The organism is Gemmatimonas sp., assembly GCF_031426495.1.
In the GTDB taxonomy this organism is placed as follows: Bacteria; Gemmatimonadota; Gemmatimonadetes; order Gemmatimonadales; family Gemmatimonadaceae; genus Gemmatimonas.
The window spans coordinates 139,076-164,350 of sequence record NZ_JANPLK010000037.1 but is presented as its reverse complement, the minus strand read 5'-3'; the positions used below and the strand labels follow the sequence as shown (position 1 = coordinate 164,350).

Annotated in this window: 21 protein-coding genes and 1 tRNA gene; 7 read left to right on the top strand and 15 right to left on the bottom strand. The window is 64.1% G+C overall.

From position 1 onward, the window contains the following. Positions 1–18: 18 nt before the first annotated feature. Genes nagB through RMP10_RS09455 form a run of 3 tightly spaced genes read left to right on the top strand, consistent with a single transcriptional unit; the run spans position 19 to position 4,478 of the window. Positions 19–1,983, top strand: coding sequence for a glucosamine-6-phosphate deaminase (nagB, locus tag RMP10_RS09465; protein WP_309670373.1), 1,965 nt, complete (start codon positions 19–21; stop codon positions 1,981–1,983). A gap of 15 nt (positions 1,984–1,998) precedes the next feature. Beyond that, complete coding sequence (locus tag RMP10_RS09460) at positions 1,999–3,531, top strand: sodium:solute symporter (RefSeq protein WP_310570079.1); 1,533 nt, start codon at positions 1,999–2,001, stop codon at positions 3,529–3,531. After that, positions 3,528–4,478, top strand: a complete 951-nt coding sequence (locus tag RMP10_RS09455; RefSeq protein WP_310570078.1) for a BadF/BadG/BcrA/BcrD ATPase family protein — start codon at positions 3,528–3,530, stop codon at positions 4,476–4,478. Before RMP10_RS09460 ends, RMP10_RS09455 begins: the two co-directional genes overlap by 4 nt. Here RMP10_RS09455 and RMP10_RS09450 read toward each other — a convergent pair. The 12 genes from RMP10_RS09450 to RMP10_RS09395 all read right to left on the bottom strand — a co-directional run bounded on the left by RMP10_RS09450 (position 4,475) and on the right by RMP10_RS09395 (position 17,411). After that, positions 4,475–5,803, bottom strand: a complete 1,329-nt coding sequence (locus RMP10_RS09450) for a sterol desaturase family protein (RefSeq protein ID WP_310570077.1) — start codon at positions 5,801–5,803, stop codon at positions 4,475–4,477. The two genes, RMP10_RS09455 and RMP10_RS09450, sit on opposite strands and share 4 nt — an antisense overlap. A 12-nt stretch (positions 5,804–5,815) precedes the next feature. Further along, a complete protein-coding gene (locus RMP10_RS09445) occupies positions 5,816–7,099 on the bottom strand; it encodes a cation:dicarboxylase symporter family transporter (protein WP_309670369.1) in 1,284 nt (427 codons plus the stop codon). Between the two features lie 47 nt (positions 7,100–7,146). Further along, positions 7,147–8,640, bottom strand: a complete 1,494-nt coding sequence (locus tag RMP10_RS09440; RefSeq protein ID WP_310570076.1) for an amino acid permease — start codon at positions 8,638–8,640, stop codon at positions 7,147–7,149. 105 nt (positions 8,641–8,745) lie between these two features. Further along, on the bottom strand, positions 8,746–9,588 hold the full coding sequence (locus RMP10_RS09435; RefSeq protein WP_309670367.1) for a hypothetical protein: 843 nt from the start codon (positions 9,586–9,588) through the stop codon (positions 8,746–8,748). Positions 9,589–9,713: 125 nt separating this feature from the next. Beyond that, the gene (locus RMP10_RS09430) at positions 9,714–10,121 is read right to left on the bottom strand and encodes a biopolymer transporter ExbD (protein ID WP_310570075.1); all 408 of its coding nucleotides are present in this window, start codon (positions 10,119–10,121) and stop codon (positions 9,714–9,716) included. 2 nt (positions 10,122–10,123) lie between these two features. Then, complete coding sequence (locus RMP10_RS09425) at positions 10,124–10,585, bottom strand: biopolymer transporter ExbD (RefSeq protein ID WP_309670365.1); 462 nt, start codon at positions 10,583–10,585, stop codon at positions 10,124–10,126. Positions 10,586–10,656: 71 nt separating this feature from the next. Next, the gene (locus tag RMP10_RS09420; protein WP_309670364.1) at positions 10,657–11,388 is read right to left on the bottom strand and encodes a MotA/TolQ/ExbB proton channel family protein; all 732 of its coding nucleotides are present in this window, start codon (positions 11,386–11,388) and stop codon (positions 10,657–10,659) included. A 32-nt stretch (positions 11,389–11,420) separates the two neighbouring features. Further along, positions 11,421–12,137 carry an energy transducer TonB gene (locus tag RMP10_RS09415; RefSeq protein WP_309670363.1) on the bottom strand — a complete coding sequence of 239 codons (717 nt, stop codon included), beginning with the start codon at positions 12,135–12,137 and terminating at the stop codon, positions 11,421–11,423. 119 nt (positions 12,138–12,256) lie between these two features. After that, positions 12,257–13,786 carry an ATP-binding protein gene (locus RMP10_RS09410; protein ID WP_310570074.1) on the bottom strand — a complete coding sequence of 510 codons (1,530 nt, stop codon included), beginning with the start codon at positions 13,784–13,786 and terminating at the stop codon, positions 12,257–12,259. 12 nt (positions 13,787–13,798) lie between these two features. Then, positions 13,799–14,467, bottom strand: coding sequence for a response regulator transcription factor (locus RMP10_RS09405; protein ID WP_309670361.1), 669 nt, complete (start codon positions 14,465–14,467; stop codon positions 13,799–13,801). Next, positions 14,464–15,948, bottom strand: a complete 1,485-nt coding sequence (locus tag RMP10_RS09400) for a sigma-54 dependent transcriptional regulator (protein ID WP_310570073.1) — start codon at positions 15,946–15,948, stop codon at positions 14,464–14,466. Before RMP10_RS09400 ends, RMP10_RS09405 begins: the two co-directional genes overlap by 4 nt. After that, the gene (locus RMP10_RS09395) at positions 15,945–17,411 is read right to left on the bottom strand and encodes an ATP-binding protein (protein WP_310570072.1); all 1,467 of its coding nucleotides are present in this window, start codon (positions 17,409–17,411) and stop codon (positions 15,945–15,947) included. The genes RMP10_RS09400 and RMP10_RS09395 overlap by 4 nt, the downstream gene beginning before the upstream one ends. Before the next feature lie 296 nt (positions 17,412–17,707). Here RMP10_RS09395 and RMP10_RS09390 point away from each other — a divergent pair, with 296 nt between their 5' ends. From RMP10_RS09390 to RMP10_RS09375, 4 genes are all read left to right on the top strand, one after another. Continuing rightward, on the top strand, positions 17,708–18,190 hold the full coding sequence (locus RMP10_RS09390; protein WP_310570071.1) for an Hsp20/alpha crystallin family protein: 483 nt from the start codon (positions 17,708–17,710) through the stop codon (positions 18,188–18,190). A gap of 490 nt (positions 18,191–18,680) precedes the next feature. Next, entirely contained in the window at positions 18,681–20,519 is a 1,839-nt protein-coding gene (locus RMP10_RS09385; RefSeq protein ID WP_310570070.1) for an EAL domain-containing protein, read from the top strand. A gap of 141 nt (positions 20,520–20,660) precedes the next feature. Then, positions 20,661–21,614, top strand: a complete 954-nt coding sequence (locus tag RMP10_RS09380; protein WP_310570069.1) for a DUF4394 domain-containing protein — start codon at positions 20,661–20,663, stop codon at positions 21,612–21,614. A gap of 115 nt (positions 21,615–21,729) precedes the next feature. Next, positions 21,730–22,803, top strand: coding sequence for a cyanophycinase (locus RMP10_RS09375; protein WP_310570068.1), 1,074 nt, complete (start codon positions 21,730–21,732; stop codon positions 22,801–22,803). Between the two features lie 88 nt (positions 22,804–22,891). Here the strand turns inward: RMP10_RS09375 and RMP10_RS09370 are convergent. The 3 genes from RMP10_RS09370 to RMP10_RS09360 form a co-directional block, all read right to left on the bottom strand. After that, positions 22,892–22,964, bottom strand: a tRNA-Ala gene (locus tag RMP10_RS09370). 137 nt (positions 22,965–23,101) lie between these two features. Beyond that, positions 23,102–24,430, bottom strand: coding sequence for a hypothetical protein (locus RMP10_RS09365; RefSeq protein WP_310570067.1), 1,329 nt, complete (start codon positions 24,428–24,430; stop codon positions 23,102–23,104). Next, positions 24,430–25,263: a cytochrome c gene (locus RMP10_RS09360; RefSeq protein WP_310570066.1), complete on the bottom strand. Its 834-nt coding sequence runs from the start codon at positions 25,261–25,263 to the stop codon at positions 24,430–24,432. Before RMP10_RS09360 ends, RMP10_RS09365 begins: the two co-directional genes overlap by 1 nt. Between the last annotated feature and the right edge of the window lie 12 nt (positions 25,264–25,275).

Genomic DNA, 25,275 nt, shown 5'->3' with positions numbered 1-25,275 from the left:
GTTCCGACACCTACTCTCATGACCATGGCCTCCGGTTCTCCGGTGGCCACTGATGGTTCGCAGGCCCGCACGCTCGAATCGAGCGGCGGGCCTGCGCGCGTCAGTGGCACCATCTTCGTGCACCCCGACATCAATGGCACGGTGCGCGAGCGTATTCCCACCATCATCATCGATGAGCACGAAGCGATGGCGCGGCTGGTGGCCGGGCGCATTGCGACGCTCATGCGCGAGCGCGCGACGGAGGGGCGGTCGATCGTACTCGGACTGGCGACGGGTTCGACACCGATCGGTGTGTATCGAGAACTCATCCGTCTGCATCGTGAGGAAGGGCTGAGCTTCAGGCACGTGATCTCGTTCAACCTGGACGAGTATTACCCGATGTCGCCGGAGAGTATTCACTCGTATCACCGGTTCATGTGGGAGAACTTGTTCTCCCACGTCGATATCGAACCGGGCAATGTGCACATCCCCGACGGCGCGCTGGCGCGATCGGCGATCGACGAGGCCTGCGCGCGGTACGAGGCGGCGATTCTTGCGGCAGGCGGCGTGGACTTCCAGTTGCTCGGCATCGGCAAGACGGGGCACATCGGCTTCAACGAGCCGGGGTCCGGTGAACACAGCCGGACGCGCGTGGTGCACCTCGATTCGGTGACGCGGCGTGACGCGGCGGCGGATTTCTTTGGTGAAGAGAACGTGCCGCGCGAAGCGATCACGATGGGCATCGCGACGATCCTGCAGGCGCGGGAGATCGCAATTTTGGCCACGGGCGAGCACAAATCGGGCGTGGTGCGCCGATCGGTCGAAGGGGACATCGATCGCGCGGTCGCGGCGACGTTCCTGCAGCGTCATCCGAACACGACGTTCTACGTGGATGATGCGGCCGCGGCAGATCTCACGCGGGTGGCGACGCCATGGTTGATCGATGAAGTCCGCTGGGACGATGCCCTCGCCGTACGCGCCGTCACCTGGTTAGCGGGGCGCTGCCAGAAGGCAATCCTCAAGCTCACGCAGCACGACTACGACGAGCACTCGATGTCGTCGCTGGTGGCGCGCCACGGCTCGCCGGGCGCCGTGAACGGCCTTGTGTTCAATGTCCTTGGCGCGAAGATCCGAGGAAAGAGCAAGCTGCCACGCGGCAAGAAGACGCTGTGCTTCTCGCCGCACCCCGACGACGATGTGATCTCGATGGGTGGCATTCTCCGCAAGTTCGTGGAGAACGAGAACGACATGATCGTGGCGTACATGACGAGCGGCAACATCGCCGTGTTCGATCACGACGTCCGACGGTACATGGACTTTCTGGTGCGACTGGACCAAGAGCGGATCGGCGAGGGCACGGCGGTTCGTTCCCTGGCCGACACCGTGCACCAGTTTCTCGAGGCGAAGCGTGCCGGCCAGGTGGACATTGCCGAAGTGCAGGACATCAAGCGGATCATCCGCGAGTCGGAAGCGGTGAGCGGTATCGAAGTCATGGGGCTGACGCGAGAACACGCGCGCTTTCTCAACCTGCCGTTCTATCAGACCGGCAAGGTACGGAAGGATCCGATCGGTCCGGCCGACGTGGCGATCGTCGCAGACCTACTTCGCGAGTTGCAGCCCGAGATCATCTTCGTGGCGGGTGACCTCTCCGATCCGCACGGCACGCACCGGATGTGCAAGGAAGCGATCGACCGCGCGGTGCTGGACGTGTACGGCGGCCCGAATGCGCCAACGGCTCCGGAGGTCTGGCTGTATCGCGGTGCGTGGCAGGAGTGGCCAGTCACGGAGGCCACGGTACTCGTGCCGCTATCGCAGGAGGAGCTGACGCTCAAGATCCAAGCGATCTTCAAGCATCAGTCGCAGAAGGACTCCGCGCCGTTTCCCGGCCAGGATGCCCGCGAGTTCTGGCAGCGCGTCGAGCAGCGCAACAAGGCGACCTCGGCGCAGTTGGACCAGCTCGGCCTCGCCGAGTATTTCGCCATGGAGGCGTATGTCATCGCGTGATGCCGGTGTAACCTCGTGACCGGCCGCTTCAATCTTCTCGATCTGCTCGTGCTGTTACTGTATCTCGGCGGCACGACGGCGTTGGGGATGTGGATCGGTCGGACGCAGCGATCGACCAGTGATTACTTCGTCGCGGATCGAGCGATTCCGTGGTGGGCGGTGATGTTCTCGATTGTGGCGAGTGAGACGTCGGCACTCACCTTCATCAGCATTCCGGGTCTGGCGTACACCGGGAACCTGGGATTTCTGGAAGTCGTGGCCGGTTACATCGTCGGTCGCATCGTGGTGGCCTACACACTCTTGCCGCGCTACTTCGCAGGCAACCTGGTCACTGCGTACGCGCTGCTGGAGACGCGGTTCGGTCTCGGAACGCGGCGCTTCACGTCGATCGTGTTCATGATCACGAGAGCGATGGCCGATGCGGTGCGCGTATTTGCGACGGCGATTCCGGTGGCGCTGATTATCGGCCCGGTCATGCCGAAAGAGTACACGATGCCGGCCGCGATCGTGGTGCTCGGCGTGCTCACGGTCATCTATACATATCGCGGCGGCATGAAGGCGGTGGTCTGGACCGAACTCTTGCAAGCGAGCATCTACCTGATGGGCGGCATATCGGCGATCGTGCTGATCGGCCAAGCCGTCGACGGTGGATGGACGACGATCCTTGCGCAAGCGGGAGCGGCGGGCAAGCTGCAGGGGATCGACTGGTATACCGGCTTCGACCGTCCACACACGATGTTCGCCGGCATTATCGGCGGAGCGTTCCTCGCCATGGCGTCGCACGGCACCGATCAGATCATCGTGCAGCGATTGCTGTCGAGCCGTTCGCTGAAGCAAGCGCAGGTGGCGATCATCGGCAGTGGATTCGCGGTGTTCGCGCAAATGGCGCTGTTCCTGATGGTCGGTCTCGGACTCTGGGTCGTGTACGGCGGACAGACCTTCGCCACCGCCGATCAGATCTTTCCGACATTCATCATCGAGCGGATGCCGCATGGATTGATCGGGCTGATCGTCGCGGCGATCATTGCCGCCACCATGAGCACGCATTCGGGCGCCATCAACGCATTGGCGGCGTCGTCCACGTACGATATCTATCTTCCGTTCACCGGCCGGTCGGCCGATGATCCACGGACGCTCCGCGTGAGCAAACTGTTCGCCTTGGCATGGGGCATCGCGCTGACCGCAGGTGCGCTCATGTTCAAGGAACAGGGCACGCCAGTGGTCGTCATCGCCCTGTCGATCGCCTCGTTCACGCAGGGAGGACTGCTTGGCGGATTCTTCCTCGGAATGTTCTGGTCTCGCGCGATTCAGCGGGATGCGATACTTGGCATGAGCGTCGGCATCAGCTGCATGGCATTTATCGTGTTCGCAAAGCAGATCGTAGCGGCGTACCCGTCGATGGAGCCTACGTTGCACGGCGTGGCATCGATCGCGTGGCCATGGTACGTGCTGATCGGACTGTCTATCACCTTCGTGACGGGCGCCTTGTCTTCGTTCACTCACCCGGCGCCCGCAGCGCCTCTCGCTATTCAGGGGAATCGTTCATGAGTGCCGGACCTCTCGACCCGACACCACTCGTCGTCGGTGTAGACGGCGGCGGAAGCCGCACGCGTGTCATTCTCGCGGATGCTGCTGGCAACACGCTGGCGCGCGTGGAAGGTGCGGGAACGGCGCTGACGCCGGGCCATGAAGGCGTGGCAGCGGACATCATCAAGTCGCTGATCGCCGATGTCCTGGCGACGGCCGATCGCACCGACACGCGGCCGGCCGTGTGCGTCGTCGGCGTCGCCGGTGCCGGACAGGAGCGCGCGGCGCAGGCCCTGTGGTCGGCGCTCGCGTCGCGTCGCGTGGCTGATGATGTCTCAGTGCAGGCCGACGCGACGATTGCGATGGATGATGCGTTCGGCGATTCCGCCGGTGTCCTGCTCATCTCGGGCACGGGCTCCGTGGCCTACTCCCGTGCGCCGGACGGGCGACTGGAGCGCTGTGGCGGTTGGGGGCCGACTATCGGTGACGAGGGCAGTGGCGCATGGCTTGGGCGCCGCGCCTTGAGCGTCATCACGGCGGCGCACGATGGTCGCGAACCGGATACGGCACTCACGGGCGCGATTCTCACGGCACTGGAACTGGAGTCGCTCGACGACCTCATTCCGTGGGCCTCAGAGGCCACACCGGGACACTACGCGACGCTCGCGCCGGTGGTCGCGAAGGTGGCCTCGACCGGCGATCTCCGCGCGAACGCCCTGATCAGCTTCTGCGTCGAAGAACTCGCCCTGCACATTCGCACGTTGGCGCGTCGTTGCTTCATGGACGAGCGCGCGGCCATTCCGGTGGCGTTCGCGGGCGGCTTGCTGTCGAAGGGCTCGTTGGTGCGGAAGCGCCTCGAACAGCGTCTGAAGAGTGCGGTGCCCGGCGCGACCGTGCGCGCGGAAGACGTCGACGCGGCACGCGGTGCGGTGCGGCGGGCGCGGCGCCTGCTGGGCGTCGAAGTCTAACGCCCCGCCAGCTCGCGGTGCGCGACATCCATGCGCTCGTCACTGGAGAGCGTGAACGCCGCGCGATTGCTCCAGAGCACGAAGACGCTGACCGCACAGCAGCACAACGAGGCGCCGCCGATCCAGAGCGGCGCCTCGTTGCGTACCAGCCACCCGATCGACGCCGCTGCGAGCGCTCCCAGCCGCGCCTGCTCGGCCGCGAATGCCCATCGTCGTCCTTCGAGCACACCGCCCACGTTGGTGAGCGCGAGCGCGACATAGAACGCCCCTGCCCCGAGTTGCAGAGCGGGCAACCGATCGGCCGCGGTCAACAACCACAGCGCCGGCGGAATCGCGAGGGCGAAATGCACGAGCGCATAGCGCGACAGGGCTGACGGCACGGCGGTATCGAATTTGATCACCGTGTGCGGCGTAACGGGAAGTCCGACCACGGGTCCGCCTTCGGACGCCGAACGCCAACCGGGCGCGCCGAACACGCAGCGCCAGCGGTCGCGCCACGACGCGGCACGTCGCACGTTGCGCGCGATCGCGACGTACTGGTGCAACTGCGCCCAGAGCGGATTCCAGCTGCGCAGCGGTGTGGTAATGCCGTAGACAGGCTCATCGCGTTCCGCGATGAAGGTGCCAAACCACCGATCCCACACGATGAACACACCCGCATAGTTGCGGTCCTGATACTCCGGATTGACCCCGTGGTGCACGCGGTGATGCGACGGCGTATTGAGGACAGCCTCGGCCCACGCCGGCAAGCGCGAAATCGCGCGTGTGTGGATCCAGAACTGGTACACCAGGTTGATGGCATAGCAGACCGCGAACTGCTCCCACGACATGCCCAGCAACGCGAGCGGGGCGTAGAAGATCCAGCCGATCAGCCCACCCACGGCGCTCTGCCGCAGGGCGACGGCGAGGTTGTACTCCTCGCTCGAGTGATGCACGACGTGCCCCGCCCAGAACAGGTTCACCTCATGCGACACCCGGTGAAACCAGTAGTACGCCAGATCGACGACGACGAACGCACTGCTCCAGCCGACGACCGCAGCCCAGTCGATGGTCACGCCGCTCGAATCTCGCCGCAGCATGATTCCATCGGGCCAAGCGGGGACGCCAACCCAGCGCTGCAACCGCGCGTGCTCGTAGATCCACGCGAAGACGCCGATGAGCAGGAGCTTCGTGAAGATGCCGGCGATCTGGCTGAGCGTGCCTGCCGAGAGATCGCTGATGGAATCATTGAGACGATAGAACGCGCGACGGCCGAGTCGCGTGAACAGCAACTCGGCCGCGATGAGGAGGAAGAACAGCGGGATGCTGGCCTGGATAATCCCCATGTCGATCTGCGCTTACGCCGGGACGGCTTCCTCGGCCGGGATATTCAGCTCGCCTTCCCAGCGCGCCATGACAGCCGTGGCGAGACAGTTGCCAAGCAGATTCACCGACGTGCGAGCCATGTCCATGATGGCATCGACGCCGAGGATGAGCGCGATGCCCTCGAGCGGCAGGTTGAACTGCGCGAGGGCGCCCGACAGGATCACGAGCGACGCGCGCGGAACTGCTGCCACACCCTTCGAGGTGAGCATCAGCGTCAGCATCATGAGCAGCTGGGTGCCGATCGGCATGTCGATGCCGGCGGCTTGCGCCACGAACACCGAGGCGATGGCAAGGTAGAGCGTACTGCCATCGAGATTGAACGAGTAGCCCGTGGGGAGCACGAACGACACGATCCGGCGCGGGACGCCGAACTTTTCCATGGCCTGCATCGCCTGCGGGAAGGCGGCCTCGCTGGAGGCCGTGGAGAACGCGATGAGCCATGGCTCCTTCACCGTGCGCCAGAAGCGCATGATGGGGATGCGGGCCAACAACGCCACCGGTATGAGCACGATCACGACAAACACAATGAGCGACGCGTACAACGTGGCCACGAGCTTGCCAAGACTGAGCAGCACGCCGAGTCCGCTCTTGCCGACCGTGACACCGATGGCGGCGCCGATGCCGATGGGCGCGTAGGTCATGACGATACCGACAAACTTGAACATCACTTCGCTGATCGCCTGCAGGCCGTCGAGCACGATCTTCTTGGACGGGCCCTCAACGCGCGAGAGAGCGACGGCGAAGAGGATCGCGAAGAAGACGATCTGCAGCACTTCGTTGTTCGCGGCCGCTTCGAAGAAGCTCTGCGGCACCGTGTGTTCGAGCACCGACGCGAACGTCGGTGTTTTCGCCGCGAGCGCCTTGAACTCCTCCGTGCTGCCGGCCGCAGGGGCGATCGAGAGGCCGAGACCGGGCTTCACGAAGTTGACGGCAATGAGTCCGATCGCGAGCGCAGCCGTGGTGACGACTTCGAAATAGATGATCGAACGTAGCGCGAGCTTGCCGACCTTCTTCATGTCGTCGCCGTGACCGGCAATACCGACCACCAGGGTGCTGAACAGCAGCGGCACGATCAGCGACTTGATCATGCGCAGGAAGATGTTCGCGAACGGCTTGAGGTTCGGCGCGAAATCGGGCGCGAGCCAGCCGATCAGGATGCCGACGATCATCGATATGACGATCCACGTCGAGAATCCGATCCCGAGGAAGCCCTTGCTCGGTGCCGCAGGCGACGCGCTGGATGACTGATGAGCCATGATGCTGGTTTGGGGAGACGTGGTACGGCTGGAGAACCGCGGGTGACTTATTCGGGCGAGACCGGTGCGTTCCCGCGGCGCAGCACCGAGTTCTTGTACCCGTAGAGGAAATACACGGAGAGACCGATGACCATCCACACGGCGAACGCCTTCCAGGCGCTCGACGGTAGCCCGCGCATGACGAATACGCAGGCCCCAGCGCCGCCGAGCGTCACGAGCCACACGAAGGGGACGCGGAACGGACGATGGCGATCAGGCTCGCGAATGCGCAGCACCAACACCCCGATGCACACGACGGAGAACGCGGCGAGCGTGCCGATGTTGGTCAGGTCATACGTCGCGGCGTCGTCAGCGAGCAGCGAACCGAGTGCCACCGCGACACCAGTGATGATCGTCGTAACGTGCGGGGTGCGCGTCTTCGGATGCAGCTTGGCGGCGAACTTCGGCAGCAGGCCGTCGCGCGCCATGGCGTAGAAGATGCGCGGCTGACCGTACTGAAACACGAGCAACACGGCGGACATCGAGACGACGGCACCGGCGGCCACGATCCAGCTCGCCGTGGAGAGACCGGCGATCGAAAGCGCCTTGGCCAAGGGGTCGCTGCTCCGCAACTGTTCGTAGGGCACGAGTCCGGTGGCCACGAAGCCAACGATCACGTAGATCAGCGTGCAAATGGCCAATCCGCCGAGAATACCGATGGGCAGATTGCGCTGTGGATTTTTGGTTTCTTCAGCGGCGGTGGAGATCGCGTCGAAGCCGATATAGGCAAAGAACACGATCGCCGCGCCCTGATGAATCCCGCGGAAGCCGTTCGGCGCGAAGGGCTTGTAGTTGGCCGGGTCGATGTGCATGCCGCCCACGATCACGAAGAGCGCGAGCACCAGCAGCTTGATGACCACCATGATGTTGTTGGCGCGCGTGCTTTCCTTCACGCCCTTGAGCAGCAGCAGGGTAATGGCGACCACGATGCCGAATGCCGGCAGATTCACCAGCACGGGAATCTTGCCGATGTGCGGGGCCGACTCCATCAACGCTCGGATGGCCGGGTCGCCACTGGCCTTCACATTCCAGTAGCCGTGCGTGAGCCATCCGGGGAGGTCGATGCCGAACCCTGACAACAACGATGTGAAGTAGCCGGACCATCCGATCGCGACAGCGACATTGCCGACGGCGTATTCAAGAATGAGTGCCCAGCCGACGATCCACGCCACGATCTCGCCGAGCGTAGCGTACGAATAGGCGTAGGCGCTGCCGGCTTGCGGAATCATGGCCGCGAGCTCGGCGTAGCAGAGCGCCGCGAGTCCGCACACGGCTCCGAGCAACACGAAGGAGAGCACGAGCGCAGGGCCGGCCCCGTATCGGATCACGGTGCCGTCGGCGAGTGTTTCTCCGGCCGCAGCGGTGCCGAGCGACGAGAAGATACCAGCGCCGATGACGGCACCGATGGCCAGCATGACAAGGTCGCCAGCGCCGAGCGTACGGCGCATACCGGTACCGCTTTCATCAGCGGTGGCGATCGGCTTGCGATCAAACAGCCCCATGGGCCCTCGGATCGGGGGGAGGAGCGCGCCGTGTGGGGAGGGCGGAGGCAGGCGCGCGGGTGTCTCGTGCGCGCAAGCTACTGTCGGGTCACGCGTACTGCGAGCCTACAGCGAGTACGTGATTTCGGCTTTGCCGCGGACCGGGACACCCTGCGCATTGACGGCGGGGCGAAAGCGGATGGCGACGAGCGCCTCGCGCAGCTTTCGGTTGTACGCACCGTCTTTGGTCGGCGTGAACTGCAGATCGAGCACCTTGCCGGTCGAGTCGACTTCGAAGACGACGATAACGGTGCCTTTCGCCTTATTGGGCACCGGAAGCGGCGGCAGGAACAGCTCGGTGGGCGCAGGGGGGTAGACCGTGCCCGGACCACCGCCGGTGCCGGGACCCACGCTGGTGCCCTTGCCGGTGCCTACGCCGGACCCGACCCCTCCACCGCTGCCTGGACCTGACCCGGCGCTTCCGTCGCTTCCTGAGCCCCCTCCCGTGCCCGTCACCGCCGACTTTGCGTCGGCGGCGTCCGTAGCGGACGGCTGCGTCGGGGCGGCCGGCTGCTGCGGCGGCTTGATCACCGGCGGCGGCGGTGGGGGCGGGACAATGGGCTGAATCGTGGGCGGCTTCACCGTGGGCGGAGGCGGCGTCGGCGCAGGGGCCACGCGAACGAACTGGAGTCGCTCATCTTTGGCGATCCCACCCGTACCGCGGTTACCACCCCCGCCTCCACCGGCCGGGCCGAGGCCGCCAGCTCCCAGAACCTCGCGGATCATCTCCGGCGACGTGAACGGCACGATGAGCAGGATGATGATCAGCAGGTGAATGCCGATGCTGATCAGCAGACTGCGGACGCGACGCTGGTTGCCGACCGGCACACCGATCGGCGGTCGGTAGCGGGGGCGATCCGGCGGCGGGAGGTCAGCGATATCGGGAAGCGATGGAGGCGTTGTCGTCATTGAGGATCTATGGGTGAGACCTATACAACGTACTACGGCGGACGAGCCCTATGGGTTCGCCCGCCGTAGTCACGACGTGGATCTCGTGGGTGGGCGCGTTCCCGGTTCCGGGTCCGCGCCACACATCACTTCGGTGGAACGCCGATGACCTTTACCCCGGCGCCGCGCGCCTGATCCATCGCCCAGATCACCGCGGAGTACTTCACCGTGGTGTCACCCTTCACGAAGATGATCTTTTCGGGACGGGGGGCGTAGATCGACGTCAACTTCTCCAGGAGCTTGGCCTTCTCGATCGGCTCCTTATTGACCGCGTACTTGTCGTCCGGGAGGACTTCGAGCACGATCTGGTCTGGATTGACCTGCGTCGACGGCGGCTGCGGCGTCGGATCAGGCAACTGCGTGTCGATCGCCTTGCGGCTCATCGGAATGATCATCATGAAGATGATCAGCAACACGAGCAGCACGTCGATCATCGGCGTGACGTTCATGTCGTTGTTGAGATTCGAGCCACCGCTCGGTGCAGACATGCTCATGGCTATTTAGTCCCCGGCATGATGCGGTCGCTCTCAACGAGCGATTCCGTATTCGGTGTCTGATCCGTGATGAGCGCGGCGACGCGCACACCGGATCGCGAGATGCGATCCAACGCGTCTACCACTTTCACGTACTCGAGGTCCTTATGGGCCTTGACGTACATGATGTAGTCCTCGCGCTCCTTCAGGTAAATCTCGCCGACGAGGGCTTCGAGGTCCTCGTTGCGAATCCTGGCCTTGTTGAGATAGTACCGACCCTGATCGTCGATGCCGAGCACTTGATCACCATCTTCTTCCGGGTGGGGCTTGAGATTCTGCCCTTCCGGCGGGACCGCAGTGAAGCCCGCGTTGATCTGCGGGATCGTGATCATGAAGATGATGAGCAGTACGAGCATCACGTCGATCATGGGGGTCACGTTGGGTTCGGCCTTTACGCCGCCCCCGCTGCTGACGCTCATTCCCATCGCGCACTCCTGGCGTTGAGCCCTCCGGTGCGGCGCCCCGTACGGAGCGCCGACCGGACGACCGATCGTGATTACTGCGAGATCGACTGCTGACCAGCGGTGTTGAACTCACGCGTGAAGCGCGACCGACCGAACTCACCCGACACACCCTTGATGAGGTAATCGATCATTTCCTTCGACGTGTAGGTCATTTCGGCCGTGAGGTTGTCAATCTTCGTCTGGAAGAAGTTGAACGCCCACACGGCGGGAATGGCGACGCCGATACCGATGGCGGTCGTGATGAGGGCTTCGGCAACACCGGCCGCGATGGCGGAGATACCACCCGCACCGGACGTGGCCATACCGGTGAAGGAGTTCACGATACCCATCGTGGTGCCGAGCAGTCCGACGAACGGCGCGGTGGCGCCGACGGTCGCGAGCACGCCAAGACCACGCTTGAGGTCGACGATCGTCATGAGCATTTCACGCTCGACAGCGCGCTCCGACGTGTTGATGTCCGACACCGTCACCGAGCCATCCTGGATGAGCGGGCGGATTTCGGCGAGGGCACCACCGAGCACGCGAGCGACATGCGACTTCTTATAGCCTTCGGCCAGCTTGATCGCCTCGATGAGGTTGTCTTCTTCGAGGAACTGCGAGAACTCGGGGGCGAACTTCCGCGTTTCGGCCTGCGCCTTCCGCATGCTCCACCACTTCTGGATGAGCACGGTGAACGAAAAGGCGGACATACCAAGGAGCGTGAACACGATGCCCTTGGCAAACCAGCCCATCGACGAGTACAGCTCCATCAACGACATGTTCATGACAAAAATCTCCGCAGAGCGAGGGGGAAACCTTAGCGGTTCAACGAGAACTGGAACGGCTGCTGCACGAGCTGCTTGACCTTGCGTCCACCCACCTCGGCGGGGAGGAAGCGCATGCGCTGCAGCGCATTCTTCACGGCGTTGGAGAACAGATCGTTGTCGGACTTGAGCACCTTGAACGTGTTCATTTCTGCACGTCCCGTGGTGTCGACCACGAACTGCGCCAGCACGGTGCCTTCGATGCCCGCGGTGCGGAGCATGTCGGGGTACGCGGGACCCTGAGCACCCGGCGCCATCACGACGGGCTTTTCGACCTGGAAGTCGAAGTAGGGCTGGTCACCCTGAGGGACCGGTCCCTTGCCGCCTTCAACACCCTTGGCGATACCACCGGCGACACCCTTACCCGAGAAGTCGGCTTCGTCCGTGACCTTCTTGGACAAATCGATGTCGGGGATGACGTTGGGGATTTCGATCGGGGCCGAAAGCACCTGGAAACCCTTGGGCGGCGGCGGGGCAACCACGGCGTCGGGCGGCGGTGGGGCCTTTTCCGGCTCGGGTGGCTTGGGCTCGTCCTTTTTCACCTCGACAAAGTCGACCTTCTCTTCCTTCGGCTTTTCATTGATGATGCCGGAGTTCTTCGTGACGATCACGAGGGCAACAACAATCGCCGTATGGACGATGATCGAGGTGACGGACCCACCCAAGCGCTTCTGCTTCTGAGCCTGAGATTCAAGCAGGTTGTTGAACATCTCGCTTGTCCGGGGTGCGGGCTACGGATCGCAGCGCCCGGACAAGAGGCCCGGGAACTGACTACGGCGATTCTACGTCGCGAAGATGATCGAGCAATGGACAGAACATTAGGATCGGATTAATCCGCCGTTAGCATTCCACGTAGCGCATCTTCTTGGCTGTGGCTGTTGACAAACGACTCGTACTCACCCGTCATGCCCGAGCCCGGTGAACCGGCCAGCGGCAACACCACCGTGAACGTGCTCCCCCGTCCCAGACGCGACTGTACGGTCAGACTGCCACCGTGCGCCTGCGCGATCCACTGGCAGATGGCGAGACCCAGGCCGAATCCGCCACGCTCCGAGGCGCGCGACCGGACGCGATCGGCGCGCCAGAAGCGTTCGAAGATATAGGGCAGGTCGGCCGCGGCGATGCCGATGCCGGTGTCCTTCACCGCGAACGTGACGTCCACGTCACCGCGCGTGAGGGTCATCTCCACGCGCCCACCGCGCGGCGTGTACTTGATCGCATTCGTCACGAGATTCAAGTACAGCTGTCGCAACCGTGTGAGATCGGCCAACACCTCGGCGTTCTCCATCAGCGGCGCGTCGATGGTCAACCCCGCGTCCTCACCGAGCAGGCGCGCCGTTTCCACCACTTCGCGCATCAGCGGCCCGAGCTCCACCGGTTCGCGATACAGATCGAAGCGCCCTTCATCGGCGCGCGCCAGCGTGAGCAGCGAGTCCACGAGATCAGCCATGCGCGTGACCTGCTGCAGCGCCTCCTCGATCGCGATCGCCTGTTCGGTTGGTGTCGAGGTGGGCGACAACGAGCGTTCAATGTCGGCCCGCATGACAGCGAGCGGCGTCTTGAGCTCGTGGCTCGCGTCGGCGGTGAACCGGCGCAACGCACCGAAGGACGTTTCGAGACGCTCGATCATTGCGTTGAGCGTGGACGACAGGCGGGCCAGTTCATCGCCGGCAGCGCCGATGGCCAGCCGCCGGTGCAGTGAGCGGCCGTCGGTGATGGCCTCGACTTGATCGATGATACGGTCGAGGGGCCGGAACGCGCGTCCCGCGATGATGTACGCAAACGTCATCGACATTACGAGCAGAAACGGTGCGATGACCAGCATCGTGCCGACGAGCTCCCGGGGCGTGTAACTGATGTCCGCCGTGCTCAGGGCCGCATACACGCGGTACCGCGCGTTCTCACTCAACGGCACCACGCGCGTGGCGAGCAGCACGGCGTCGGAGCGCATCACCACGCGCCGCACGGCGGGTGTAGGTGTCGAGACGCGCGCGGCCGTACTGAAGACTTCACGATCGGACAACGACAGCATCTGCACGGCCGGCGAGGCATAGATATCGTACTGGCTGCTGTCCTGCACCAGCACGTACCCCTCGAGCAGCGACAGGAACGACTGCATGCGAAACGAGACGCTCGGACCGGCCAGCGGATCCCGCTGAGCGACGATGGGATCAGTGCCCGTGTTACGCGCCAGGTTGATCGCGCGCACGACCTGATCCGCTTCGGACTGCACGCGCGTTTCGAGCTCGCGGAAGAGAATCTCGCGCCGAACCGCCAGCAACGCGATCGAGAAGATCACGAGCGTACCGATGAACGCGGCGGTATACGCGGCCGTGAGGCGTACCCGAATCGATCCCACGCGCGCGCTCCGCTACCCGCGAATCATATAGCCGACGCCACGCACCGTGGTGATCAGCTTCTTCTCGAACTTGGCGTCGATCTTCTTGCGCAAATGATTGATGACCACGTCGACGATGTTCGTGCCGGGGTCGAAGTGATACCCCCACGCATACTCGGTGATGAGCGTACGGCTCATGACGCGGCCCGCATGGCGCATCAGGTATTCGAGCACCGCGAACTCCTTGGGCGTGAGCTCGATGGCTTCATCGCCACGGCGCACATCGCGCGTGCCTTGATCGAGCTCGAGGTCGCCCACGCGCAGGAGCGGCGAGGCCATGGCGCGCGGCCGGCGCAGCAGGGCCTCGACGCGGGCGAGCAGTTCCTCGAAAGCGAACGGCTTGGTGACATAGTCGTCGGCACCGGCCCGCAGCGTCTCGACCTTGGCGTCGACCGCATCCTGCGCGGTGAGCACGAGCACCGGCCGCTCGAAGCCGCGCGAACGAAGCGTGCGGAGGACATCGAGCCCGTTGCGACCGGGCAACCGCATGTCGAGAATGACGAGATCGTACGGCTGTGATACGGCCATGCGCTCGCCTTCGAGCCCGTTGTTCACCAGGTCCGCCTGCCACCGCTGCTCTTCGAGTCCACGTCGCACGAACTCACCGACGGTGGGATCGTCCTCGATCACGAGAATCTTCATGTGCGTGCTCCGCCCGCGGGGCGTTTGAAGCCATACTCGCGAATCTTGCGATACAGCGTTTTTGGCGAGATCCCCAGCATGTCGGCCGCCCGTCCCTGATGCCAGTGCGTCTGGTCGAGGACGCCGGCGATGTGCCGTCGTTCGAGTTGCTCGAGTGTCAGCCCGTCCGGCGAGACCGGCTCCACGACCGGGGCTCCAGCGTCACGTGCCTCGTCGCGCCGTGATTCGCGCACCGGCTCCATGGCAACGACTGGCGTCGGTCGCGCCGCGCCGCCGACCTCCACGCCCAGCGGCAGATCGAGCGCACTCACAAAGCCGTCGGTAGCCAGGAGCGCCGCGCGCTCCATGACGTTGCGCAGTTCGCGCACGTTCCCAGGCCACCGATACCGCTCGAGCACCGACGTCGCATCGGTGCTGAACCGTAGCGTGCGCTGGCCGAACTGTTCGCCGAAATACGCCAGGAAATGCGCGGCCAGCAGCGGGATGTCGACCACCCGATCGCGAAGCGGCGGTAGCGCAATTCGGATGGTGTTGATTCGGTGCAAGAAGTCGTCGCGGAACGTGCCGGCTTGCACCATGCGCGAAAGGTCGCGCGTGCTCGAGGCGATCACGCGCACGTTCACCTGCACCTTCTGCGTGCCGCCGACGCGATAAAAGCTGCCCGTCTCCAACGCGCGCAGGAGCTTCGCCTGCAGCTTGAGATCCAGCTCCCCCACGTTGTCGAGATACAGCGTGCCCCCAGCGGCGAGTTCGACCAGCCCGATCTTCCGTTGATCGGCCCCGGGAAAGGCCCCCCGCTCCACGCCGAACAGTTCCGTCTCGAGCAGCGCTTCCGCGAGGGCGGCACAGTTGAGATCCACGAACGGTCCGTCAGGGCGATCGCTCCGGGCGTGCAGCAGGCGCGCCACAAGATCCTTGCCGGTACCCGACTCGCCGGAGATCAGCACCGTCGACGCGCTCGGCGCTACGCGATCGATGAGCGACAGAACCGCGCGCAATGGGGCGTACTGCGTGAGGAACTGCGGATCGGCCGTGGTTCGACGGAGGCGCGACTGCAGATGGAAGTTGTCGCGCGCGAGCATGCGCTTCTCCCAGGCGCGCTTCACGAGCACCTCGATCTCGGCCATGCGATACGGCTTCGACAGGAAGTCGTACGCGCCCAGCTTCAACGCGGCGATCGCCGTCTCGATCGTGCCGTTGCCGGTGATGACGATGACCTCCGGGGGCATCGGCTCCTCGCGGATCTGCCGCAGCACTTCCAATCCGTCGACCTCGGGCATCACGACGTCCAGCAGCGCCACGTCAAAGCTTTCGGCGCGCAGCGTCTCGAGCGCCGCACGTCCGTCGCGCACGATCGTCACCGCGAAGCCGCGCGCCGCCATGAACTGCTCGAGGATCATCCCGAGATTCGGCTCGTCCTCCGCGATGAGCACGCGAATCGGCGACGCTGGATCGATGGGTCGGAACGGCGCCGCGCTCACGACGCGGTGCCAGTCGGCAGCGAGACGCGGAAGACCGCCCCCGCGCCTTCAGGAGAGACCAGCTCCAACTGCCCGCCGTGGTCGTTCACGATGCCATAGCAAATCGCCAGTCCCAGCCCGGTGCCCTGCCCCGGCGGTTTGGTGGTGAAGAAGGGTTCGAAGACCTTCGCCTGCAGCGTGCGCGGGATGCCGGGACCTTCGTCCTCGACCTCCAGCTGAGCGAGCGACCGGCCATCGTCGGCGCGCGCCGTCGAGGTGCGAATGACGACGCGTCCGCCCTCGGGCGTCGCGTCCAACGCATTCATGGCGAGGGCAATCAGCACCTGCACCAGCTGATCGGCGTCACCGTGTACCAGAGCCTGACCGCTTCCCGCGAGTTCCATCACCAGCTTTACCCGCTTGAAGCGTGGATGATGCTGCAAGAGAAACAAGGACTGCTGCACGACCTCATCGAGATCGAAGAGCTCGCGGTGCGCCGGCTTCGGGCGCGCAAAATCGAGCAGGCCGTTCACGATCTTCTTGCAGCGCTGCACCTCGAGATCGATGATACGCAGCAGCTCGGTGGGCGACGTGGCTGGCGAACCAAGCTCCTGCGGCATCGCCAGCGACTCGGCGCAGGCGGCAATCGTGGCGAGCGGATTGTTGATCTCGTGCATCACGCCGGCCGCCAACTGGCCCAACGCCGCGAGCTTCTCCGACTGTGCCGTACGGTCAAGCGCGGCCTTCCAGTCGGTAATGTCTTCGCCGATGGTGATGACATGCGTGACGGGACCGCCACCCATCCGCATCGGAATCTTGGAGATGCGAAAGGTGCGGGGCTCCCCGAAGGCGCTGCTCTCCATCTGAAACTGCTGGAGACGCCCGGAGGCGAAGACCTCGTCGAACTCTCGCTTCAGCAGCGCGGCCGGCTGTCGATGGAGCACCTCGAAAATGGTGCGGCCGATCGCCGCGGTGCGGGACACGCCCTGCAGTCCGGTTTCGCGCTTGTGGTTCCAGGCGTGAATGCGGTAGTCGCGGTCGACCACATGCAGCCCGTCGGGGAGTGAGTCCACGACGCATTCCATGAACGCGCGCTGGTGCGCCACTTCCTGCACCCGCGCCGTCAACTCTCGTTGGAGATCGTCCAGTTGGGCGTCACGGGCCAGCGCAATGGCGAAGAGGTCGGCCACGGCGACCAACGGCGGATGGTCAGACGGGCTGAACGGCTGCTCTCGGTGTACCACCAAGGTCGCCAAAACACCTGCCGCCGTCGCCACCGGAAACTGCCCCGGCGTGGTCGGCAACGGCGCACCGACGCTCGCGGGATCTCGCCAGACGATCGGAGATTTCGACCCATTGGCGAATTCGAGTGCTAGTCGCGCCGCGTCGATAGCCGGGCCGATGCGGTCGAACACCAACGTTACGCCATCGGTCACGCTTGGCGCGCGCGCCAGCAGGCCAAGCACCTCTGGAAGGGTTGGCAACGCCGAGGCGTTCATCGGTGCTGTGCGGGTAGCGGAGTCACGGTTGCAAGGTAGGAGCTGCCGAGGCATCGGACAAGCTGACCGATCGAACGCTTTGTGTGGCCTGCGGTATTCTCTGCCGTAATTACAGGCAACGCGTCAATTCAGCAGAAGACCATAACGCGCGCTTGCCGAGCTGACCGAATGTGCACGGCACGCCGGCTGCACCCGCCACAATCCGGAGGCACCGCGCACGGTGTCCGTACTCCGCGGCCGACGCCGCGACGTTTCTCAACCCGCTGATGGAGATGCTGACGATGCCCATGTATTCCGTCCCCCTCCGCACCGCGTTTCCCGCCAACGGATTTCGCCGCGAGATGGATCGGCTGTTCGATGAGGCGGTGAACGCCCGACCGCAGTCGGCCACGAGCTGGCAGCCGGTCACGGACGCCAGAGAGGACGCTGCCGGATACACCCTGTCCCTCGAGCTACCCGGCGTATCGCCGTCGAATGTCGAGGTATTGTCGGAGGACGGGCTGCTCACGGTGCGTGGAACCAAGCGTGAGCCGGAGCTGCAGCCCGGGCAACAGGTGGCCTTCTCTGAACGCGCCCATGGCGAGTTTATCCGTCACTTCCGCATGCCGAAGCGCGCCGATCTTCACGCCGTGACGGCGACGTATACCATGGGTGTGCTGACGATTCGCGTGGCAAAGTTGGCCCCAGCGCAGCCGACGCGCGTGCCGATCACTGTCGCGGCCGCCCCCGAGCAGGCGACGGAGGTCCCGTCCGCGACGGCCTAGCTGAACCGTGAGATCCAACTGAACTCACTAAACGTAAAGCGGGGGCGGGCCGAGTCATCGGTCCGCCCCTGCTTCTGCAACCGAGATGTTAGAGGCGAACAGAGCAATATCCGACGAATGACCTATAGCTAGGCCAGCGAATGGCCCGCAGGTTGCTCTAGTGTGCGGGTGCTGGAGTCGCGGGAACCTGTCTCGCCACTTCACTTAGTAAACACGTTTACATAGGGTGCCTTAAATCTCTATATAACAACGTTTTATATAGTTACTTGAAAGCATTCGCTGAAAAACCGCGATAAAGGCACGCATTTCGCTTATATACACGCCTCAGAGCGCCGAGGCGTAGGCCACTGCCCTGAACGTCACGGGAATGGAATCAGGGATGTCACAAAACATGCAGCTACTGGCGAATGTCGAGAACGCCAGTAACGTAGAGGATGAAGGTGCGTCCACCTATCGAGTTCTTCGCCCCGAACGCCGTGATGGATCAGTCATGAATCATCAAACTCGGACAATCTCGGATGGTGTGTTGCGCGTCCTGCTGATCGATGGCGACGAGCCCGAAGCGAGTCGTTCCGAAACGGCGCTTCGGCAGCGTCTCGGCGATCGGGTGCACGTCACCCGCGTGCAGTCACTGGCGCAGTCGATCCGCCAGTTAATGGAGACGGCGTTCGATGCCGTCGTGGTCGAGCTCGGTATGCCGGACTCCAGTGGTGTCGCGACGTTGGCCGGCGTCCGAGGTGCGGCGCCGACCGTGCCGATCGTGGTCTACACGCGAGATCTCGATGACGCCACCGCGATCCGTGCGCTTCGCGCCGGCGCGCACGAGTGTCTTGGAAAGGCTGACGTGCCCGCTGACGCACTCGCGCGCATGCTCGGCTTCGCCATTGAACGGCAGCGTCGATTGGCCACGCTCGAGGCCGCCCGCGTGGAGGCCGCCCATCGGGCGACGCACGATCCGCTCACCGGTTTGGCCAACCGTGAACTGTTTCTTGATCAGCTCGACCGTGCGCTCGCCTTCGGGTCTCGCTACAATCGCAAGACGGGATTGTTGTTCGTCGATCTCGATGGATTCAAGGCCATCAACGACACGATGGGGCATGCCAAAGGGGATGCGCTGTTGAAAGTGGTATCGGCGCGGCTGCTGGCTTCGGTCCGCCGATCCGACGCGGTGGCTCGACTGGGCGGCGACGAGTTCGTGATTCTCTTGCCGGACGTCACCAGCCGCCGCGACGTGTCGCATGTGAAAGATACGATCCTCGAGTCGTTGCAGGCCGCCGTGGAGGTCACCGGTGACGCAGCGATGATCATCGAGGCCAGCATCGGCAGCGCCATGTCGCCGCTCGACGGTGCCACGGCACAGGACCTTCTGGACGCGGCCGACTCCGACATGTACCGCGAGAAGTACGAGCGTCGCCGCGGCCGCATGTTGACGCCGATGGCCGGCGTGGCGGCGGTTGGCAGCGACGACGAAGACGCGTTGGAGATCGCAGACTCTGTGTCGCACCGCCGGGAGTCTCGCCTCCGCGCGGCGCTGGCGCAGGGCGAGTTCGAGGTGTTCTACCAACCGATTCTCGACGTCGTGGCCGACCGCATCGTCGCGGCCGAAGCGTTGCTGCGTTGGCGCGACCCGGATCGTGGCCTGCTGTCACCGTCGGGGTTCATGGCGCTGGCCGAGGACACCGGACTAATCGTGCCGATCGGCGAGCAGGTGTTGCGTGATGCGTGTACCGCGATTGTGGCGTGGCGGCGCGACCACGATGTGGGCGCGCTCCGCGTGTCGGTAAATCTGTCCGCGGTGCAGTTGCGGGAGCACGGCTTCGAGCAGCGTGTCGCGGCGATTCTCGAGGAGACCGGCTGTCCCGCTGAAGCACTGACGCTCGAAGTCACCGAGAACAGCACGATGGTCGACGGCGAGATGATCATGGAGACACTGCGGGCGCTCAAAGGCCTCGGACTGCGCCTCGTGGTTGACGACTTCGGTGTCGGGCACGCGTCGCTCACCTTCCTGCGCGAGGCGCCGGTGGACGGCATCAAGATCGACCGCCGGTTCGTTTCACAGTTGCTGGTGGACCAGCGTGATCAGGCGATTGTTTCCTCGATGGTGCGATTGGCGCGCGGCCTCGGACTCGATGTCGTCGCCGAGGGCGTCGAGAATGCTGAGCAGTCACAACGACTCGCGCGTCTCCAGTGCTTTGAGCAGCAAGGGCGACACTTCGGCGAAGCGCTTCCGGCATTCGAGCTCGCGTCGCTGCTTGCCTCGCGCTCACGCGCCACGCTGAACAACCTGCGCGCCTGGCGGGTGCGCCGTCCGGAGGCTTTGGGGGCATAGCAGTCGTGGCGCGACCGTCCGGGAGATCCACCGGCAGTTGTGCGTCGTAAGGGAAGAGCTCAGATCGCCGACGTCGCAAGCGCGCGCGTACGGACCGATCGATCCGTTCACCCGAGCCGATTTCGGCGAGGAACTCCCGCGATGCCGCGTATCTCTCTGCCTTCTTCCTTCGTTCGCCCCTTGCTCGTGTTCGCCGTGGCTGCCCTGTCCGCTTGTGAAGGCGATGTGGGTCCGACCGGACCTGCCGGGGCTGATGGCGCGCAGGGTCCCGCGGGCCCCACCGGGCCCTCGGGTCCGACCGGGCCGACTGGTCCGACGGGCCCGACGGGCTCAGCGAACGGCCGCACCATCTACGCCGTGGACGGCAACAACTCGCTAATCACCTTCGGCGCGATCCGGCCCGATGTCGTGCTGCGTCGGGTGACGGTGGCAGGGCTGCAAGCTGGCGAATCGCTGCAGGGCATCGACTTCGGTCCGGTCGACGGACGGCTCTACGCCCTCGGGTCGACGAGTCGCGTGTACACGCTCGACACCCTGACCGGCGCCGCCACGCTCGTGGGCACCACGGCCTTCACGCCGTTGCTGGCTGGCACGAACTTCGGCTTCGACTTCAATCCGGTGCCGAATCGCATTCGCGTGCACGGCAACACGAATCAGAATCTGCGACTCGTGCCTCGATTGAATGGTGCGACAGATGGAACCGTTGCGGCGGTGGACGGCGCGTTGACGTACTCGCTCGGTGACGGCGGCATGCTGCAGACGCCGTCGATCGGCGGCACGGCATACACCAACAGCGTGAGCGGTGCGACGACCACGGTGTTGTACGCGATCGATTTCGCGCGCGATGTGCTGGTGACGCTGGCCAATCCGAACGACGGTATTATGACTACCGTCGGGCCACTCGGCGTGAACAGCACGGGTGACGTCGGCTTCGACATCGCCGGCAACAACGGCACGGCCTACGTCTCGCTCACGGTTGGTGGCGGCTTCACCGGCTCCACATTGTACTCGATCAATCTGGCCACCGGCACGCTCTTCCCGGTGGGAGGAGTAGCCAACGCCGCGCCGCTGAGGGGCATCGCCATCGCCCCGTAAGTCCGGGCCGTCTGGCACCGGAAATCCCCGCGCCGCACGGGCATCGTGTAGCGCGGGGATTTCCGTATATTGGCCTGACGCCAGCTCGTGAATGCCATCCTTTGCCGTGCTCATCATGACAAACCGCGCGTGCTCTGCCCTGCTGCTTTCGCTGGCGCTTGCTGCGTGCAGCAGCCGCTCGCTCGCTCCCACTGCTCCGGTTTCGTCCGGCGCGACCGACGAGATGTCAGCCATGTCGGCCAAGGTGAAGGTCGATCCCGGCTACACCACGTACGTGTCCGGCAACACGACTGATGTGCAGACGACGCCGTTGGGCGGCGCGCTTCTCGCGGGAGGAGGCACGGACAGCGATGCTGCCATGCAGTGGTTACTGGCGCAGGGCGGCGCGCGAAGCGCCGGTAAATACGGCGACGTCGTGGTGCTTCGTACGAGCGGTTCGAATGGCTACAACAATTACTTCGTGAACTTCGGCGCGAATTCGGTCACGAGTGTTGTGATCTCGACCGTGGCTGGCGCAAACAGCGATTACGTGAAGAACGCGATCGCGAAGGCCGAAGTGCTGTTCATCGCTGGCGGCGATCAGTCCACCTACGTGAATCTGTGGACCGGAACAGCGCTTCAGACGGCGGTCAACGCACGGGTCGCGGCGGGCTATCCGATCGGCGGCACGAGCGCAGGACTCGCTGTGCTGAGTCCCTTCGTGTACGCGGCGTTCAACGCGTCCTCGACCTCAACCGCCGTGCTAGCGAATCCGTATGACGCCTCGGTGACGATCACGAACGCGCTGTTTAACGTGCCCGTACTGCAGAATCTCATCGCTGACTCGCACTTCGTGGTGCGCGATCGTATGGGCCGGCTCGTCACCTTCCTGGCGCGATTGCAGCAGGACGGGCGCTCAGCGGCGCCGCGCGGCATCGGTGTCGACGAAAAGTCCGCCGTTGGTGTGCTCCCGAACGGTTTGGCCACGGTGTTCGGTGTTGGCAACGGCGCCTACTTCCTCAGCGTCACGACAGGCGCGACGCGCGTCTGCTCGGCGAGCACGCCGCTGACCTACACGCCGGTGACCACGACACGCGTGCCGGTGGGATCGCCGTTCAATCTGTCCACATGGACGGCGGCAACGTCGACGTCGTATACGCTGAGCGCAAACACTGGGGTGCTGTCGTCGAGCACGGGTGCGATCTACTAGTCCTTGCCGGCGTCGCCTACACAGCAAAGCGGGGACGGCCATGAATGGCTGCCCCCGCTTTGCCGTGTACATCAATAAAGACTTCGAGTGGAGCGTATCGGGATCGAACCGATGACCTCACGCTTGCAAAGCGCGCGCTCTCCCAGCTGAGCTAACGCCCCAAAGCCCTACCAACACCACAAGAATAATCGATTCACCGCCCGGAGCCAATCTCTTCGGAGCGAAAAGCGAAAGCGGGCGAGCACCAGAGTGTTCGCCCGCTTTCGTTCATGCGTGAATCCCAACCGCCTCGCGACGACTACTCGTGCGCGGGGAGGGGTTCCATGGTGCGGGCGTCGACGGGGACCTGCACTTCATCCTTGGCAGGCGTCGTCATCATGAACACACGCATGACGGGGAACGCGTCCATAAACGAGAAGTAGCAAAACACCCACAGACCGAGGAAGCCAATGGTGGTGCCGATTTCCTGGAGTCCGAACGGCAGGCTCGTGGCCTCACCGTAGATGGACGGATAGATCTCGATGTAGCGATGCAGATAGATGCCCAGGAGGCTACACACCGCAAAGAGCACGAACGTGGGCAGGTACACCTTGGCGGCCTTCGAGATGAGCCCGAAGAACGGCAGCACAAAGACCAGCACGGGTACCAACAGGGTCAGATTCTTCCAGACCCCCGACAGACGCAACCGATAGAAGTGCGTTTCCTCGGGCAAGTTGCCATACCAGATCACCAGGTACTGACTGAAGCTGATGTACCCGAAGAATGCCGTGAAGGCGAAGCCAAGCTTACCAAGATCCCAGAAGTGATCCATGGTCACCAGGTCGTCGGCCTGCAGGTGCTTCCGCCACCACATGGCGAGCAGTGACAGCGACATGATCATGTTGAGCCAGGCGCCCATGAACACGATCCAGGCGTACATCGTCTGCTGGAAGTGGAGCGAGATGCTCATGGAGTAGTCCCACGCCATGAAGCACCAGCCGACCACGAAGGAGATGCACACCGCGACGCCGAGTTTGCCCTGCAGCGAATGCTGCGTGTGCAGTTCGCGACGCTCGTCACCGAAGCCAGCGCGCATCTTGGCGCGGAGTCCAGCCGCCCACTTGGCGCCGTATTCCGGCAGGACAGCGACGTCCATGCGGATGGAGTGGTACACGAACAGCATCTGCAGCACCATCATGGCGCCGAAGAAGAAGATGCCGCGCAACACGAACCAGCCGGGCTGGAGATAGCGCGCCTTCTCGGCCACCGAAATCGTCTCGCGACCCGCCCACGTGAAGATGTGCTCGCGTCCCGGGAACAGAATGAGCAGCAGGATCACGAACGCCACCGGCAGGAACGCGACATAGCCTTCCGCGAAGCGGACGACCGGACGCGACCAACGCGCGGTCACGATACGCTGCACGGCGGCGAACGCCGCCCCAGCTGACGAGATCGTGGCGAAAAACAACCAGTTGAAATGCAGTGCCTGCCACGCGCGATCCGCATTGCTGAACAGGCCGAAGACAAACACTGCGATGCCGACCACGGCCGCGCCCAGCGCGGCCATCTTGAGTCCGCCCGGTACCGGCTTGGCGGCCAGACGCTTCGCGAGCTCTGCGCGCGCCGGGTAGTGGTAATGCTGGCTCACTAGTGCTTCTCCTGGCTCGCGGCCGGTGTACCGGCCTTGGACGTCTCACCAGCAGGAGCCTTCTCCGAGTGCGGAGCGCCATGCAGCTTGCGCATGGTGTCGTTGTCGTTGTTGCCCTTGAAGGTGGCCGAATTCATGCCCGAGGATCCGGGCGTCGGCTGCTGCGTGGGATGCAGGTACCGCGAGGGGACGCTCGGCGCAGTGAGCGACGGTCCCGGTACGGTGGTTCCGTTCTGACCGGGATAACCGACCAACGTGGTATCTGCCTTGATCGTCGTTTTTCCCTGGAGCGCCCGCACGTAATTGATCACGTCCCAACGATCCGGCTCTTCGATTCGGTTGTAGCTGCCCATGAGGCCACGGCCGTTCCGAAGCATGCCATAGATGTAGCCGTCGGTACGCCCGAGCGCCGACTCCGTGAGCAGGCTTGGAGCGAAGCCGTAGTTCGGGTTGACCTTCTTCAAGCCGCCGTTCGCGTTGCCGGCCAAGCCGTGACAGACGGAGCAGTTGATCTGATAGTTCTTCCGTCCATTCTCCAACGACGCTTCCGTAACCGGATGCGGGTTGGGAACGGCCGAAAATGAGTCGATGACGCCCGGCAGCGGCGCGTACGAAATCTGGTAACCGGCGACTACCGTTCCCTGCACCGGCACGCTGAACTGCGGATTGCCGCGCGGCGGGATCAGCGAGTCGGCGTCGTTTTGCGACACCGGCTCCCACGGCTCGATACGGGGCTGATTCTTGAAGTCGGTGAACCAGGTGCACGCCCCGAACGCGAAGGGGAGTACGACGGCAACCGCAAGGCGTGCCGAACGCGCGACGACAGAGGTCATGAAGAACGTAGG